Annotated in this window: 13 protein-coding genes and 1 pseudogene; 7 read left to right on the plus strand and 7 right to left on the minus strand. The window is 64.5% G+C overall.

What is annotated here, in order from left to right:
- The first annotated feature begins 74 nt into the window (after positions 1 to 74).
- From EB231_RS01405 to EB231_RS01425, 5 genes are all read left to right on the plus strand, one after another.
- Entirely contained in the window at positions 75 to 2,486 is a 2,412-nt protein-coding gene (locus tag EB231_RS01405; RefSeq protein ID WP_172347275.1) for a GcvT family protein, read from the plus strand.
- Between the two features lie 82 nt (positions 2,487 to 2,568).
- Positions 2,569 to 3,822 (plus strand): sarcosine oxidase subunit beta, encoded by a 1,254-nt coding sequence (locus EB231_RS01410; RefSeq protein ID WP_172347276.1) that lies wholly within the window; start codon positions 2,569 to 2,571, stop codon positions 3,820 to 3,822.
- 20 nt (positions 3,823 to 3,842) lie between these two features.
- A complete protein-coding gene (locus EB231_RS01415; protein WP_172347277.1) occupies positions 3,843 to 4,109 on the plus strand; it encodes a sarcosine oxidase subunit delta in 267 nt (88 codons plus the stop codon).
- Complete coding sequence (locus tag EB231_RS01420; RefSeq protein WP_172347278.1) at positions 4,106 to 6,991, plus strand: sarcosine oxidase subunit alpha family protein; 2,886 nt, start codon at positions 4,106 to 4,108, stop codon at positions 6,989 to 6,991. The genes EB231_RS01415 and EB231_RS01420 overlap by 4 nt, the downstream gene beginning before the upstream one ends.
- The gene (locus tag EB231_RS01425) at positions 6,984 to 7,526 is read left to right on the plus strand and encodes a hypothetical protein (protein WP_172347279.1); all 543 of its coding nucleotides are present in this window, start codon (positions 6,984 to 6,986) and stop codon (positions 7,524 to 7,526) included. The genes EB231_RS01420 and EB231_RS01425 overlap by 8 nt, the downstream gene beginning before the upstream one ends.
- A gap of 6 nt (positions 7,527 to 7,532) precedes the next feature.
- Here EB231_RS01425 and EB231_RS01430 read toward each other — a convergent pair whose 3' ends face one another.
- The 7 genes and pseudogenes from EB231_RS01430 to EB231_RS01465 form a co-directional block, all read right to left on the minus strand.
- Complete coding sequence (locus EB231_RS01430) at positions 7,533 to 8,018, minus strand: hypothetical protein (RefSeq protein ID WP_056569331.1); 486 nt, start codon at positions 8,016 to 8,018, stop codon at positions 7,533 to 7,535.
- A 119-nt stretch (positions 8,019 to 8,137) separates the two neighbouring features.
- Positions 8,138 to 8,698, minus strand: a complete 561-nt coding sequence (msuE, locus tag EB231_RS01435; RefSeq protein WP_172347280.1) for an FMN reductase — start codon at positions 8,696 to 8,698, stop codon at positions 8,138 to 8,140.
- A 61-nt stretch (positions 8,699 to 8,759) separates the two neighbouring features.
- Positions 8,760 to 8,843: pseudogene (locus EB231_RS01440) on the minus strand (acyl-CoA dehydrogenase); the annotation flags it as partial.
- Between the two features lie 384 nt (positions 8,844 to 9,227).
- Positions 9,228 to 10,163 carry a sugar ABC transporter substrate-binding protein gene (locus tag EB231_RS01450; RefSeq protein ID WP_172347281.1) on the minus strand — a complete coding sequence of 312 codons (936 nt, stop codon included), beginning with the start codon at positions 10,161 to 10,163 and terminating at the stop codon, positions 9,228 to 9,230.
- Positions 10,160 to 11,155: an ABC transporter permease gene (locus EB231_RS01455; protein WP_172347282.1), complete on the minus strand. Its 996-nt coding sequence runs from the start codon at positions 11,153 to 11,155 to the stop codon at positions 10,160 to 10,162. The genes EB231_RS01450 and EB231_RS01455 overlap by 4 nt, the downstream gene beginning before the upstream one ends.
- Positions 11,155 to 12,153: an ABC transporter permease gene (locus EB231_RS01460; RefSeq protein ID WP_246740855.1), complete on the minus strand. Its 999-nt coding sequence runs from the start codon at positions 12,151 to 12,153 to the stop codon at positions 11,155 to 11,157. Before EB231_RS01460 ends, EB231_RS01455 begins: the two co-directional genes overlap by 1 nt.
- Positions 12,150 to 13,655: a sugar ABC transporter ATP-binding protein gene (locus tag EB231_RS01465; RefSeq protein ID WP_172347283.1), complete on the minus strand. Its 1,506-nt coding sequence runs from the start codon at positions 13,653 to 13,655 to the stop codon at positions 12,150 to 12,152. Before EB231_RS01465 ends, EB231_RS01460 begins: the two co-directional genes overlap by 4 nt.
- 324 nt (positions 13,656 to 13,979) lie before the next feature.
- On the opposite strand from EB231_RS01465, the gene EB231_RS01470 reads away from it, so the two are divergent.
- Positions 13,980 to 14,654 carry a GntR family transcriptional regulator gene (locus EB231_RS01470; RefSeq protein WP_172347284.1) on the plus strand — a complete coding sequence of 225 codons (675 nt, stop codon included), beginning with the start codon at positions 13,980 to 13,982 and terminating at the stop codon, positions 14,652 to 14,654.
- Positions 14,655 to 14,678: 24 nt separating this feature from the next.
- Positions 14,679 to 15,008, plus strand: coding sequence for an L-rhamnose mutarotase (locus EB231_RS01475; protein WP_172347285.1), 330 nt, complete (start codon positions 14,679 to 14,681; stop codon positions 15,006 to 15,008).
- Positions 15,009 to 15,186: the final 178 nt, after the last annotated feature.

A 15,186-nucleotide genomic window follows, 5' to 3' on the forward strand; every position in this document is an offset into this window, starting at 1 on the left:
AAGGCCGCAATGCACTAGACACATATGTACAATGCCGGTAGGGTGCGCCGCCATACCAGGTGGAGTGCAGCAGGATGAAATCCCAATACAGGGCGATCGTTATTGGCGGCGGCGTGGTTGGAGCCTCGGTGCTCTATCACCTGGCTAAGTTCGGCTGGAGTGATGTCGCACTGATCGAACGCGAGGTGCTGACAGCCGGGTCGAGCTGGCACGCGGCCGGCGGCTTCCACGCGCTGAACGCCGACCCCAACATCGCCGCGCTGCAGGCCTATACGATCGACCTGCTGTCGGAGGTCGAAAAAGAATCGGGCCAGAGCATCGGCATGCACATGACCGGCGGCATCTCGGTTGCCTCGGCGCCGGAACGCTGGGAATGGCTGAAGGCTTCCTACCGCATCTTCCAGACCATGGGCATAAACGATGTCCATCTGGTCGGCGTCGACGAGATCAAGCAACGCTGCCCGATCCTCAATACCGACGGCATGCTGGGCGGCCTTTATGCGGCACGCGAAGGCCATATCGACCCCTCGGGAGTCGTCCACGCCTATGCCAAGGCAGCGAGGAAGCGCGGTGCCGACATCATCGAGCACAACCGCGTTCTGGAGCTCAATCGTCGCGCCGATGGCAGCTGGGACGTGGTTACCGAGAAAGGCACTCTCATTGCCGAGCACGTCGTCAACGCCGGCGGATTGTGGGCCAAGCAGGTCGGCCGGATGGCCGGCATCGATCTGCCGGTTTCGCCAATGGAGCATCACTATCTCGTCACCGAAGCGCTGCCCGAGATCCAGGCGCTCGGCCGGGAATTGCCGCTGATCGTCGACCTCGAGGGCTTCACCTATATGCGCCAGGAGCAGAAGGGGCTGCTGCTCGGCATCTACGAGATCAACCACAAGCACTGGAACATGGACGGGGCACCCTGGGATTACGGCATCGAGCTGATCCAGGAGGACACCGACCGCATCGCCAACGAACTGGCGCTCGGCTTCAGCCGCTATCCCTGCCTGGAGACAGCCGGCATCAAGCGCTGGGTGAACGGCGCCTTCACCTTCTCGCCGGACGGTAATCCGCTGGTCGGCCCGGTGCGCGGTGTTCCCAACTACTGGGTGGCCTGCGGTGTCATGGCCGGCTTCCTGCAAGGCGGCGGTGTCGGCAAGTCGCTGGCCGAGTGGATGATCCATGGCGAACCGGAAGCCGACGTCTACGGCATGGACATCGCCCGCTACGGCGATTTCGCCTCCAACCGCGAATACATCAAGCAGACGACCGGGCAGTTCTATTCGCGCCGCTTCGTCATGAGCTATCCCAATGAGCAATTGCCCGCGGGGCGGCCGTTGAAGACAGCAGGCGCGCATGACGCCATGGATGCGGCCGGCGCGCGCTGGGGCAATTCCTGGGGCATGGAAGTGCCGCTCTACTTCGCGCCGCAAGGTTTCGTTGAAACACCGACGCTGAAGCGCTCCAATGCCTTCGACATCGTCGCCCGGGAATGCCGCAAGGTACGCGAAGGCGTCGGCCTGCTCGATATCACCGCCTTCTCGCGCTACGAGGTCACCGGACCGCAAGCGGAAGCCTGGCTCGACCGGTTGCTTGCCTGCGCCCTTCCCAAGCCTGGCCGCGCGAAACTCGCGACGATGCTGGGCGAAAACGGCAAGCTCAAGGGCGACCTCACCGTTTTCAACTGGGGTGACGGCAGCTGGTGGATCATGGGGTCCTACTATCTGCGCCAATGGCACATGCGCTGGTTCGAACAGCATCTCGGCGAGGGCGTTGCCGTACGCGACATTTCGGACGCGGTCGTCGGCTTTTCGCTCGCCGGCCCCAATGCGCGCCGTCTGCTCGAACGGCTGACGCACCAGGATGTCTCGCACCAGGCCTTCGGTTTCCTCACCTGCAAGACGCTGGATGTCGGCCTGGTTCGTGCCAAGGTCGGGCGGCTCTCGGTCATCGGCGAACTCGGCTACGAAATCCATTGCCAGGCCAATGAGCATGCGGGGCTGCGCCGGGCGCTGCTTGCGGCAGGCAGCGACCTCGGCATAACCGAATACGGCTTCGGCGCGGTCAATTCGCTGCGGCTTGAAAAGAGTTTTGGCATCTGGTCGCGTGAGTTCACGCAGGATTACACACCGGCCGAGACCGGCATGGACCGCTGGATCGCTTTCGACAAGGGCGATTTCATCGGCCGCGAAGCGGCGCTGAAAGAGCAGAAGGCCGGCGCCAGGCGCACGCTGGTGACGCTCGAGATGGATGCCGCGGATGCGGACGCCAGCGGCTACGAACCGGTCTGGAGCGGAGGCAAGCTTGCCGGCTTCGTCACTTCCGGCGGCTATGGCCATACGGTCGGCAAGAGCCTCGCCATGGCGCTTGTCGATGGCGATGCCACCGATGTCGATACTGAGTTGACAACCCATATCGTCGGCGTCGAAAGAGGTGCGCGCGTCATCGCTTCGTCGCCTTACGATCCACTGGGCAAAGCGATGCGGGCATGACCGATCGAACCGGTGCCATCCATGCTGAAGACCATGCCATGATCCACGCTCGCTCCCTGAAATCAGGCCTGTCCGGCACGCCATGACCAGACGCTATTCCGCTCTGTCGCTGTTCAAGGAAGGCCTGGTCGGCCAGACCGGCTGGAGGCAGGCCTGGCGCTCACCCGAGCCGAAACCATCCTATGACGCGGTCGTCATCGGCGGCGGTGGCCATGGGCTGGCGACGGCCTATTACCTTGCCAAGAATCACGGCATCGCCCGGGTGGCCGTGTTGGAGAAAGGCTGGATCGGCGGTGGCAACACCGGCCGCAACACCACGGTGGTACGCTCCAATTACTATTATCCGGAAAGCGTCGAGCTCTACGGGCTGGCGCACCGGCTCTATGAAGGCCTGTCAAAGGACCTGAACTACAACGTCATGCTGTCGCAGCGCGGCATGGTCAATCTCTGCCATTCGACCGCCGAAATGGAGATCGGCGCCCGCACCGTCAACGCCATGCAGATCAACGGCATCGATGCGGAGCTGTTTTCACCGGAGGATGTGCGGCGCGTGGCGCCGATCTACAATTTTTCTCCGGATGCGCGCTTTCCCGTGTTCGGCGGCATCTGGCAGGGCCGCGCAGGCACCGCCCGCCACGACGCCGTCGCCTGGGGCTATGCCCGGGCGGCGAACCGGCTCGGCGTCGATATCATCCAGAATTGCGAGATCACCGATTTCATCGTCGAGGGCGGCCGCTGCCGCGGCGTCCAGACGACGCGCGGCGCGATCCGCACCGAGCGCGTCGGCATGGCTGTGGCCGGCCATTCCTCGGTGCTGGCGGCCAAGGCCGGTTTCCGGCTGCCGATCAATTCCTACGCCCTGCAGGCCTGCGTTTCCGAACCGGTGAAGCCGATCCTCGACACGGTGGTGCTGTCGCCCGGCTGCGGCGTCTATGTCAGCCAATCGGACAAGGGCGAGATCGTCATTGGCGGCGGGCTCGACCGCATCCCCTCCTATGCGCAGCGCGGCAATTTGCCGACGCTGGAAACCGTCATTGCCGGACTGCTGGAGATGTTCCCGATCTTCGGCCAGTTGAAGCTGATGCGGCAATGGGCCGGCATTGTCGACGTCGTGCCGGATTCCTCGCCGATCATCGGTCCCTCGCCGCTGCCCAATTTGTTCCTCAATTGCGGCTGGGGCACTGGCGGCTTCAAGGCCATTCCCGCCGGCGGCACGCTGCTGGCAAACCTGCTGGCCACGGGCAAGCACAATGATATCAGCCGTCCCTTCGATCTCGATCGTTTCGCCAGCGGGCGGCTGATCGACGAAGCGGCCGGCTCCGGCATCGCGCACTGAGACAAAGACCAGAGGCAATCATGCAGCTCTTCCCTTGCCCGTTCTGCGGCCCGCGCGACGAGACCGAATTCCACTATGGCGGTGATGCCGGCAATGCCAGGCCGGATGGCGCCGACGTGCCGATCGAGCGCTGGGCAAATTACCTCTATCTGCGCGGCAACCCGAAGGGCGCGGCACGCGAAATCTGGGTGCACATGAATTGCGGCGAGTTCTTCGTCATGGAACGTGACACGGTCACGCACAAGGTGGTGTCCTCGACCGCCCTTGGCGGGGAGCTCGCGGCGTGACCGCCTCGCGCCTCGCCGCCGGCGGCAGCGCCATCGACCGCTCGCGCCCGATCCGATTCAGCTTCGATGGCGCAACCGTGGACGGCTTTGCCGGCGACACCATCGCCTCGGCGCTGCTGGCCGGCGATGTCGCGGTCGTGGGCCGCAGCTTCAAATATCACCGGCCGCGCGGCATCTGGGGCGCCGGCGTCGAGGAGCCAAACGCGCTGGTTGACATCGGCGGCCCACAGGCGACGCCGAACACGCGCGCCACGACCGAGCCGGCACGCGACGGGCTGGTGGCGAAAAGCGTCAACGCGACGCCCAGCGCGCTGGCCGACCGCAACGCCTTTCTCGACCGCTTCTCGCGCTTCATTCCGGCGGCGTTTTACTACAAGACCTTCATGTGGCCGGACTGGCACATGTTCGAGCCGCGTATCCGCGCCATGGCCGGACTGGGCAAGGTCGACACCGACTGGGCGTCGCCGGGCACGGCTGACCAGATCAACCACCATTGCGACGTGCTGGTGGTCGGCGCGGGACCGGCCGGATTGGCGGCGGCAAGGCTGGCGTCAGGCGCTGGCCTCTCCGTCACGCTGGTCGACGACCAGCAGACGCCGGGAGGATCACTTGGCCACCGCGCCGGCGAGATCGACGGCAAGCCGGCTTCCGTGTGGATCGACGAGACGGTTGCGGAACTTAGAACGGGCGGTCACCTGATCCTAACAGCGACCACCGCCTTCGGCATTTACGACCACAATCTGGTCGGGCTGAACCAGCGTCATTTCGATGGCCGGCGCGACACGCTGTGGCGGGTTCGGCCGCGCCAGATCGTGCTGGCGACCGGCGCCATCGAACGGCCGCTGCCCTTTGCCAACAATGACCTTCCGGGCATCCTGTCGGCGGACGCGGCACTTGCCTATCTCAGGCGCCATGCGGTGCTGGTTGGGCGGCGCATCGCCGCCGCCACCAACAATGACAGCGCTTACGAGGTCGCGGCAGCGCTGGCCGACGCCGGCGCCGAAGTCACACTCGTCGACATCAGGCGTGACGGCATGCCCGACGCACCGGCCAAGGTGCGGCTGGTCAAAGGGAGCGCGCTTGCTTCCGCCAGGGGCAGACTGCGGGTCGAGGGCGTGACGCTGGATGACGGCACCAGGCTCGATGCCGATTGCGTGCTGGTCTCGGGCGGCTGGACGCCGACCATTCATCTCTTCGGCCAAGCCAAGGGCAGGCTGGCCTGGAGCGACGCCCGCGCTGCCTTCCTGCCGGGCGATCCGGTCGACGGCATTTCAGTCGTCGGCGCCGCGGCTGGCGCGGTCTCCTTGTCGGAGGTGTTCGCCGGTTCGGAGAAAGCTGTTGGCTTGCTCGGCCGGACGAAAGCAGCCGTGCCGCGCAGCACGGGACCGGAAGCGACGGGTGGCGTAGCGGCCGCCTGGCCGGTGCCCGGTTCGAAAGGGCGCATCTGGATCGACTACCAGAACGACGTGACGGTAAAGGACGTCGAACTGGCGGCGCGCGAGAACTTCGTCTCGGTCGAGCATCTGAAACGCTACACCACGCTCGGCATGGCGACCGACCAGGGCAAGACCTCCAACATGCCCGGCCTGGCGCTGATGGCCGGCATCACCGGCCGCACCGTGCCGGAGGTCGGCACCACCACCTACCGTCCGCCCTTCACGCCGGTGCCGCTGGCAAGCTTTGCCGGCGCGCGCGTCGGCGAACTGATGGCACCGGTGCGCAGGCTGCCGCTGGAGACCATGCATCGCGCCGGCGGCGCCGTCTTCCAGGAATATGGCGGCTGGCTGCGGCCGGCCCATTATGGCGGCCGCGGCGCTGACGCGGATCGCGCCATCCAGGACGAGGCGTTGCGCGCGCGCCAATCGGTCGCGCTGTTCGACGGTTCGACGCTGGGCAAGATCGAGGTGATCGGCCCCAAGGCGGCCGCGTTCGTCGATTTCCTCTACTATAATACCATGTCGACGCTGAAGCCGGGCCGCTGCCGCTATGGCTTCATGCTGTCGGAGAACGGCGTGGTCTTCGATGATGGCGTGTTGGTTCGGTTGGATGAGCATCGCTTCGTCGTCTCGTGTTCATCCTCGCATGTCGCTGCCGTGCATGCGCGGCTGGAAGAGTGGCGCCAGGACCGATTTGGCCGCGACGCGGTCTATATCCACAACGCCACATCGGACATGGCGACGCTGACCGTTTCGGGGCCAAACGCCCGCAAGCTGCTCGAAAAACTGGAGCTCGGCCTCTCGCTCGACGAGGCCGACCTGCCGCATATGGCGATCGCTCACGGCAGCCATGGCGGCGACGAGGTCCGCGTCGCCCGCGTCAGCTTCACCGGCGACAGGAGCTACGAGGTCTCCATCCGCGCAGATCGTGCCGAGCCTCTATGGGCGCATCTGCGTCAGGCCGGCCAGGTGTTCGACGCTGTCGTCATCGGCCTCGAAGCGCTGATGATCCTGCGCGCCGAGAAAGGCTTTATCGTCATCGGCAAGGACACCGACGGCACGACGCTGCCCCACGACCTCGGCAGCGAAGCGCCCCGCACCAAACGCCAGACCGAATATGTCGGCCGCCGCTCGCTGTTCACCGAGGAGGCGTCGCGAAACAACCGCCTGCAGCTTGTCGGCCTGGCGGTGCCGTCTGGCGAGGCGCCGCTACCAACTGGCGCCCACGGCATCAAGCGGAGCGACGGCAGACTGTACAGCCAGGGCTTCGTCACCTCGAGCTACCAGAGCCCGACGCTTGGCCGTCCCATCGCGCTTGGCCTGATCGAGCGCGGCGCGGTCCGCCACGGCGAGGCGATCGAAATCCAGCATCTCGGCAAGGTTCGGACGGCAACGATTGCCGCGCCTTGCGCCTTCGACCCGGCGGGAGAGCGGCTCCATGCGTGATCTCGCGGAAAAATGGTCGGTCGCACCTGACTGGCAGAACGCCACGATCGAGGTGCCGGGGCTCAGGATAGGCGCGGTTGCCGGGCTGCACCAACGTCTGGTCAGCGGCGACCTTGCAGCATGGGCCGAGGCATCCGGCTTCGATGGAACGGCCGTCGGTGCGTTCGGCCTGGCCGAGGGCGCACGCTATTCGGTTCGTCTGGCACGCGACCGATTGCTTGCCGTGTCGGCCACGCCCATCGGCATGGCCACGGGGTGGTGCAGCCAGGGGTTCGCGGTGACGGAGATCAGCGCCGGGCTACAGGCGTTCGAGGCAGAGGGCGCGGCGCTTGATGCTTTCATCGCCCGTGGAACGGCGCTCGATCCCGGACAACCAAGCGCCAGTGCGGCACTGTCCTTTGCCGGCATCAGCGCCATCGTCTATCGCCATGAAAGCAAGCTGCGCATCCATGTCGACCGCGGTCTCGCGGCCTATCTCTGGACGTGGATGGAGCAGGCTACCGGCCACATCGCGGCGAAAACCAGCCGTCCATGATCACGCTCAGAGCGTGAACGACCAGAACAGGCAGGCCAGCGTCGCGGCGGCGAAGACCACGAAGAACAGGCTGCGCAACAGCACGTTGCGGCGCAGCTCGTTCATGACGAAGTGGCAGCCGACAACCGCCACGGCAAACAGGAACCGCCAGTTCAGCAGCGCCCACAAGGCGCTGCCCTGACCGAAAGCCCATCTGGCGAGAAGGCCGCCTACGATGGTGGCAAACAGCACGATCACCGTCCAGAAGATCGCGTCGGCGGCATGGGTGAGAACGATGCTGGCGGCGCGGATCGGCAGGATCATCATCAACAGCGCGCTGAAGAAGTAGACGGCAGCCAGCGGAATGAACGTCCCGGCATCGGCGATGCCGTCGAGGCGCCTGACGCCGATCGCGCCATAGGGATAGCCGTGCCGTGCCACCGCCAGGCTCAACGCCATCAGCAAGGCGGTCAGCACCGCGACGAGTGCGAAGGTCGTGAGGGCTTTGCTCATGGTGTTCCTGTCCCGGGCGAATCAGACAGGAACTTTGTAGCGGGCGGTCGTAAATTGCACGTAAGCGGCGGTGCCGCCCGTGCGGATTTCGACCTTGGCGCAATCCTCTTCGCGGCTGGCTATTCGGCGGCGATCCTGCCGGCCGAGCGGTTGGCGAGCACGAAGCCGACCTCGTCGACCGCCTGCGCCGCGCGCTTCAGGATGGCCTCTGAGCGCAGCACGCCGTCGGTGAAATCCTTGTCGGTGGCATAGACGGCGGTCGGCAGGGCAAAGGCCTCGAAGAAGCCGAACAGCGGCCGCAGCTGATGCTCGACGATCAGGGCATGACGCTCGCCACCGCCGGTCGCGGTCAACACGATGGGCTTGCCCCGGAGCGCTGTCGGATCGATCAGGTCGAAGAAGTGCTTGAACAGGCCGGTGTAGCTGCCCTTGTAGGTCGGCGAACCGACCACGAGCACATCAGCCGCGAGGATCTGGGCCAGGATCGGTTGAGCCTGGCCGTCGAGGTCGCGCGCCCACCTTGCCGTACCCAGCGATGGGCCGACATCCTCGATGTCATAGGTGCTCGCCGACAGGCCATGGCGCGCGGCGATGTCCCTGGTGACCAGATCGACGAAGGCGCGCGTCTTTGACGGCCGGGTGATGTTGCCGGAAAAGCCGACGACTGTTGGGTTTGACATGGCAGTGGGCCTCTTGATGGTCGAAGTTTTGCTGTGCGGGCCGCCCGCCCGCCGGTGGAAATCAGCTCCAGGCGTGCAGCGGCGGAATTTCGCCATTGGGGATATATTTTCCGAGGATCGAGTACTTCCATCGCACCGGATCGTGCCGCATGTCGGCGGCTTTCGCCACCTGTATCAGACAGGGGAGGTCGACGGTCCTGCCGCCTTCAGTCGTGATGGGAAAATGGCTGTCGCCAAGTGTCGGCGGGAAGCGGAGAACCTTGATGCGATCGGAAACGTCCGTGGTCATGGCCGGCCTCCCGCGATCCAGCGGCGGGCTATACCTGACGGCGTTGAAAGCGGGCGCAGAAGGGCTGGCATGGCGTGGTCCTGTCCAGAAAACAGATCGCCGATGCAGATTGCTTATTCTATAAATTCTGTAGAGTTAGTTTATTCCAAATCGTTGCCCACGATTAGTTTTTTTCTCTTCAGACCATAAGGGCGGAGTCGGCCGAGGGCCGGCCCGGCTGAACCGGGCCGGCTTCGATGATCAGAATGCCGGTTCGACCGAATTGACATTATCCTTGGTGACGACGGTGAGCGGGATCGGCAGCCGGTCCTTGACCTCCTTGCCGTCGATGATCTGCGCCATCGTGTTGATGGCCAGGCGGCCGTCCTCGACCGGCGACTGGACGATGGTCGAATACATCTCATTGGTGCGGATCGACTCGAATGCGTCCTTCTGGCCGTTGATGCCGACGATCGGCGGTGCCGCCTTGGAGGGGTTGGCCTCCTTCCAGGCGTCGATGAAGCCGCGCGCCATGGTGTCGTCATTGGCGTAGACGCCACTGATCTGGTCGCCGAAGCGGGTGATCAGGTCGCGGCTCACCACCAGCGCCTTCTGCTGGTCGAAGTCGGCGTTGACCGTGTCGAGCACCTTGATATCGGCGTTGGTTTCCTTGAGGCGGTCGGTGAAGCCGGTCACGCGGCCGATCGTGGTACCGTTGCCGGCCTGGCCGGCGATGATGACGACGGAGCCCTTGCCCCCCAGCGCCTTGCTGAGCGAATCCGCGGCGAGCTTGCCTTCCTCGTAGACGTCAGGCCCGGTGAAGGACTTGATGAACGGCTTGGCATCGTCGCTCATCGGCGAATTGATGAGGATCGCCGGAATGTTGGCCTGCTGTGCGCGGGCGAGGCCCGGTATGTAGGCCTGCGGATCGAGCGGCCACAGGATGATGCCGTCGACCTTGCGCGCCACGCAGGTGTTTAGCTGCTCGGTGCCCTTCTGGACGTCGAAATCCTGGCTAAGGCTCAGGATCTCGATGTCGAGCTCCTTGGCACGGGCTTCAAGCGCCTTGTTGGCTGGCGTGGCATAGGCATGCGAATCCGCCGCCGTCACATAGCAAACCGTCTTGGCACTGGCCCAGCCTGTCGATGCTAGCACCGCGATGGCGGCGATCTGGAGCATGCTTGTCTTGCCGATCATGTTTTTCCTCCTTGAGTGATTGGATTGTCGCGAATGAGCGCGGGGCGCGTGCCCGGAGCCCTCCCCTTGGTGGTAACGGCCCGATCGAGCACGACGAGCAGGATCAGGATGAGCCCCGATACGACCTGCTGGACGTATGCGGGAACGGATTGGAACTCCATCGCGATGGTCAGCGAGCCGATGGTCAGCACGCCGCCGAGCGTGCCGAGCGCGGATCCCCTGCCGCCTTCGAGGCGGGTTCCGCCGACGACGACGGCGGCGATGACGGCAACCGTCAGTTCCGAGCCGAAGACGGGCGAACCGGTGTTGGTGACGAGGCTCTGCAGAACCCCGGCCAGGCCGGCGAGCGTGCCGGCGAAGACGAAGCCGAGAAAGACGACGCGGTCCGAAGCAATGCCGCTTTCCTTGGCGGCCGCCGGATTGGAGCCGACGGCAAAGACATTGCGGCCCGGAATGGTGCGCGTCAGCCAGAAATGCAGCAGCACGATCAGGATGATGAACAGGGCGCTGCGAATGGTGAAGACATCGAGATAGATCTTGGCCAGCGCCAGCGAGAGCATGATGTCGGTGCCTGTCACCGGCTGGCTGTTGGTGATCCAGTGCGCGAGCGAACGGAAGATCAGCATCGTCGCCAGCGTCAGGACAAGCGAATTCACCTTCAGGCCGACGACCAGCGCGCCGTTGATGGCGCCGGCCAGCGTGCCAACCAGGATGCCGGCGATCACGGCTGGGAGGATGCCGATCTCGCGTTGGAGGATGACCGATACGATGCCGGCCAGTGCGAACACGGCGCCGCCGGAGAGATCGATTTGGCCCGATATCAACAGCACCGTCAGGCCGATGGCGATCAGGCCGATCGTCGCCGCGCGGTCGAGGCCTAAGCCAAGGGTCGAGGCGGAGAAGTAACCGGGAACCACCAGCGCCGAGATGACGAGCGTCAGGCCGAGGATGATCACGACCCTATGCCGCGAGGCAAGCGTCAGCAGCCGCATCATGCCACCCCTCGCTTGCGCAACGCGGCATCCATGCCGACGGCGCCGACGATCAGGATGCCGAGCACAAAGCCCTGGATCGGCGTGCGCACGCCGTCGAGAACCATGACGTTGGTCAGAAGCTGTACGAAGATGAGGCCGGCGATCGCCCGCGGCACGGAGCCGAAACCGCCGATGATCGACACACCGCCGACCACCACCGCGGTGATGGCGCTGAATTCGTAGCCAGCCCCGATGAGCGGCCGCGCGCTTTGCAACGTCAGCCCGAGCAGGCCACCGCTGATGCCGGAGGCGAGCGCCGTGATGACGAAGGCGCCGGCCTTCACTGCTTGCACGGGAACGGCGCTTGCCTCTGCGGCTTTGTAATTGCCGCCGGTGGCGAGCGTCCACCGGCCCCAGACGGAACGCGACAGGACGAAATGGCCGATGAGGGCGATGGCCAGGAAGATCAGCACCACGACCGGAATGCCGAACAGGCGGCCCTTGGCGAATTCGGCCGAGGCCGGGTTGCTGCCGTAGACGATGACCCCGCCGACCGCGGCCTGGACGATGCCCAGGCCAATGGTGCCGATGCCGAGCGTGGCGATGATGGGATTGATGCCGACATAGCCGACCAGCACGCCGTTGAGCAGGCCGATCAGGCCGGCGAGGCCGACCGCCAGAACGAAGGCGGGCAGCGGCCCGATCAGCGGCTGCAGCCCGAGCGACAGGATGGCGCCGCAGGCGATCGTTGCCGGCACCGACAGATCGGCCAGGCCGCCGACCACCAGCACAAAGGTCATGCCGACGACGACGATGCCGACGATGGACATCGAGGTCAGGACATTGAGCAGATTGCCTGTGGTGAAAAAGGCAGGGCTGACAAAGGAGCCGTAGAGCAGAACGGCGAGGATGGCGAAGGCGAGCCCTGCCTTCGACAGGGCGTCGACAAGCCTGCCGCCGCGCGTAAAACGGTCGTTGCGGGTCACGCCGCTGACCTCCATGGTCGCGTCGGTCACGCCATTTCCTCCCCGGTCGCCAGCGCCATGATGCGTTCCTCGCTGAGGTCGGCCCGCATCAGCGGTTCGGAAGCGTGCCCGTCGCGCATCACCACGACGCGGTCGCAGACGCCGAGGATCTCGGGCAGTTCCGAGGAGATCATGACCACCGCCATGCCGCCGGCAACGAGTTGGCCGATGATGTGATGGATCTCGGCCTTGGCGCCAACATCGACGCCGCGCGTCGGCTCGTCGAGGATCAGCGCCGACGGCCTGGCGGCAAGCCATTTGGCGATCACCGCCTTCTGCTGGTTGCCGCCTGACAGGAGATTGATGCGGCGTTCGCCGTCGGGCGGCGAAATGGAAAACTGCTTCACATAGTCCGCCGCCAGCGCGCGATCGGCACCGCGCCTGATGCGCCCGAAACGGCTGAGGCGACGCAGTATGGGCAGGCTGATATTTTCCCGGATCGACATGCCCGGCACGATGCCGTCGCCCTTGCGGTCTTCCGGAACATAGGCAATCCCGGCCCTGACTGCCTGGGACGGGGAATTGATCGCAACCTTGCGGCCGTTGACGCTGACCGTGCCTTCGACCAGCCGCGACAGGCCGAAGATGGCGCGCGCCACCTCGGTGCGACCGGCGCCGACCAGGCCGGTCAGGCCCAGTATCTCACCGGCTCGCACATCGAAGCTGATATCGCGGAAGTGCTTGCCGTCGCTGATGCGCTCGACGCGCAGCACGGACCTGCCAATCTCGGCCGGGCTTTTGGGGAAGACGTTGCTGACCTCGCGGCCGACCATCAGCCTGATCATCTGGGCGGCGTTTATGCCTTGGATCGGACGGGTCTCGATCATCGAGCCGTCGCGCAGCACGGTCACCTCGTCGGCGATCTCGAGCACCTCCTTCAGCCTGTGACTGATGTAGATGATGGCGATGCCGTCGTCGCGCATCTTGCGCAGGATCCGGAACAGTGCCGCCGTCTCATGCTCGCTGAGGCTCGATGTCGGCTCGTCCAGGACGATGATCCGGGGCTGGGCCGCGTAGGCCTTGGCGATTTCGACGAGCTGCTGCTGGCTGATCGACAAATTGCCGAGCCGTTCGCGCGGGTTGATGGCCGCTCCCAGCTCGTCGAGGACGGCGGCGGCCTTCCTGACCATCTCGCCCTTGCGCAGAAAACTCCATTTGCCGGGCATTCGGCCCAGATAGACGTTTTCCGCGACCGTCAGATCCGGAACCAGATTGATCTCCTGATGCACCATGCGGATGCCAAGCGCCTGGGCGTCGGCCGGCCGGCGCATGCGCACCTCGGCACCGCCGACCTTGATGGTGCCGCTGGTGGGTGCGTAGGAGCCGTTGAGCACCTTCATCAGCGTCGACTTGCCGGCGCCGTTTTCGCCCACAACAGCATGGACGGTGCCGAACCTGACAGCGAAATTGACGCTGGACAGAGCCTTCACGCCCGGAAAAATCTTGCTGATGCCTTTCATGTCTAAGGCGAAGTCGGCGGCGACGGCACTCATGTCTGGCAGGTTCCTCCCTGGCGGCCTATCCCGTTGGCTTCGGATGTTGCATTATTTTAGTATAATAGCCTATTAAAACGCGAACCTCCTCCGACCTGAATGCTCACCTCCCGGCGTGCGAATTGGTTCAGGCCTTCGTCTGCGGATCGAATTCCTCACTGCGGATGCCGACTATTGCACTAATATAACAGTTCTGACAAGCTGGATTCCGATGAACTGGAACCGCTCCATTGCCGGCAGAGATCGCCACGCGCATTGGGTGCATTCCAATTTACATTCTAATATAATCTGATCATTTCTGGTGAACGAAGCTACGGATTTGCCATGGACCTGGACCCTTCGACCCTCAATCGGGCTCTGCCGCTTCGCGATCAGATCTATCAGAAGATCCGTAATCTGATCGTCGTCGGACAGATGAAGCCGGGGGAAGTTATCAACGAGGTGGCCATCGCGGAGGCACTCGGTGTTTCACGGACGCCGGTTCGGGAAGCGGTCAAGCGCATCAGTGACGAGGGCCTGGTCAAGATACTGGCGCAGACCGGCACCTATGTCGCGCCGATCAGCCGGGCCGACCTGGAAGAGGCCTATGTGATCCGCCGGGCGCTCGAGATGGAGAGCGCCAGGCGTGCGGCCGTGAAGCTGACGCCGGCAGCCGCCGAACTGCTTGAGGACAACATGGCGGCGCACCGGCTGGCCATATCGCGCGGCAGGTACGCAACCGCGATCCAGCTCGACGACGTCTTCCATCGTACCATTGCCGAGATCTGTGGCCTGCCAATGATCTGGCGGGCCGTCGACATTTCCAAGGCGCAGATGGATCGTGGCCGTTATCTCGCTATTCCCAAGCCCGGCTATGGCGAACAGACGATCGAGCAGCACGAGGCCATCCTTGACGCGCTGAAGCGACACGATGCCGAAGGCGCCGCGAAGGCAATGGAGCACCATCTCGAGACGTCGTTCCGCAACACGCTCGAAGTCGCCGCCGACCTTCTCGGCTGAACCCGCACCGGAGACGACCCGCACATGCGGAGAATGGGACTTTGCATCGGCCTGAAGGCCGATGCGATCGCCGAATACAAGCGCGTCCACGCCGCCGTCTGGCCAAGCGTGCTCGAAGTCATCAGCCGTGCCAACATCCGCAACTACTCCATCTTCCTGCGTGAGCCCGAGAACCTGCTTTTCGCCTATTGGGAGTATCATGGCAGCGATTTCGCCCAAGATGCCGCACGAATGGGCGAATCCTCCGCCATGCGCAAATGGTGGGAGCTGTGCGATCCCATGCAAAAACCATTGCCGACCCGCGCCGACGGAGAATGGTGGGCAGCCATGGAAGAAGTCTTCCATCTCGACTGACCGCGAACCAATCGTGCGTGGTCGCCTGCCCGGCCAGATGCCCGGTTTCAGTCGGGATTGATCCGAGCGCGGCGGACGGGTGGAATTCACTCCCCTCTACGCCAAGACGGTTCCTCAGTGCCGCTGAGGCGGCTGTCAGTGCCGCTGAGGCGGCTGTCACTGCCGCCGCTTGACCATT

The organism is Mesorhizobium sp. NZP2298 (assembly GCF_013170825.1).
In the GTDB taxonomy this organism is placed as follows: domain Bacteria; phylum Pseudomonadota; class Alphaproteobacteria; order Rhizobiales; family Rhizobiaceae; genus Mesorhizobium.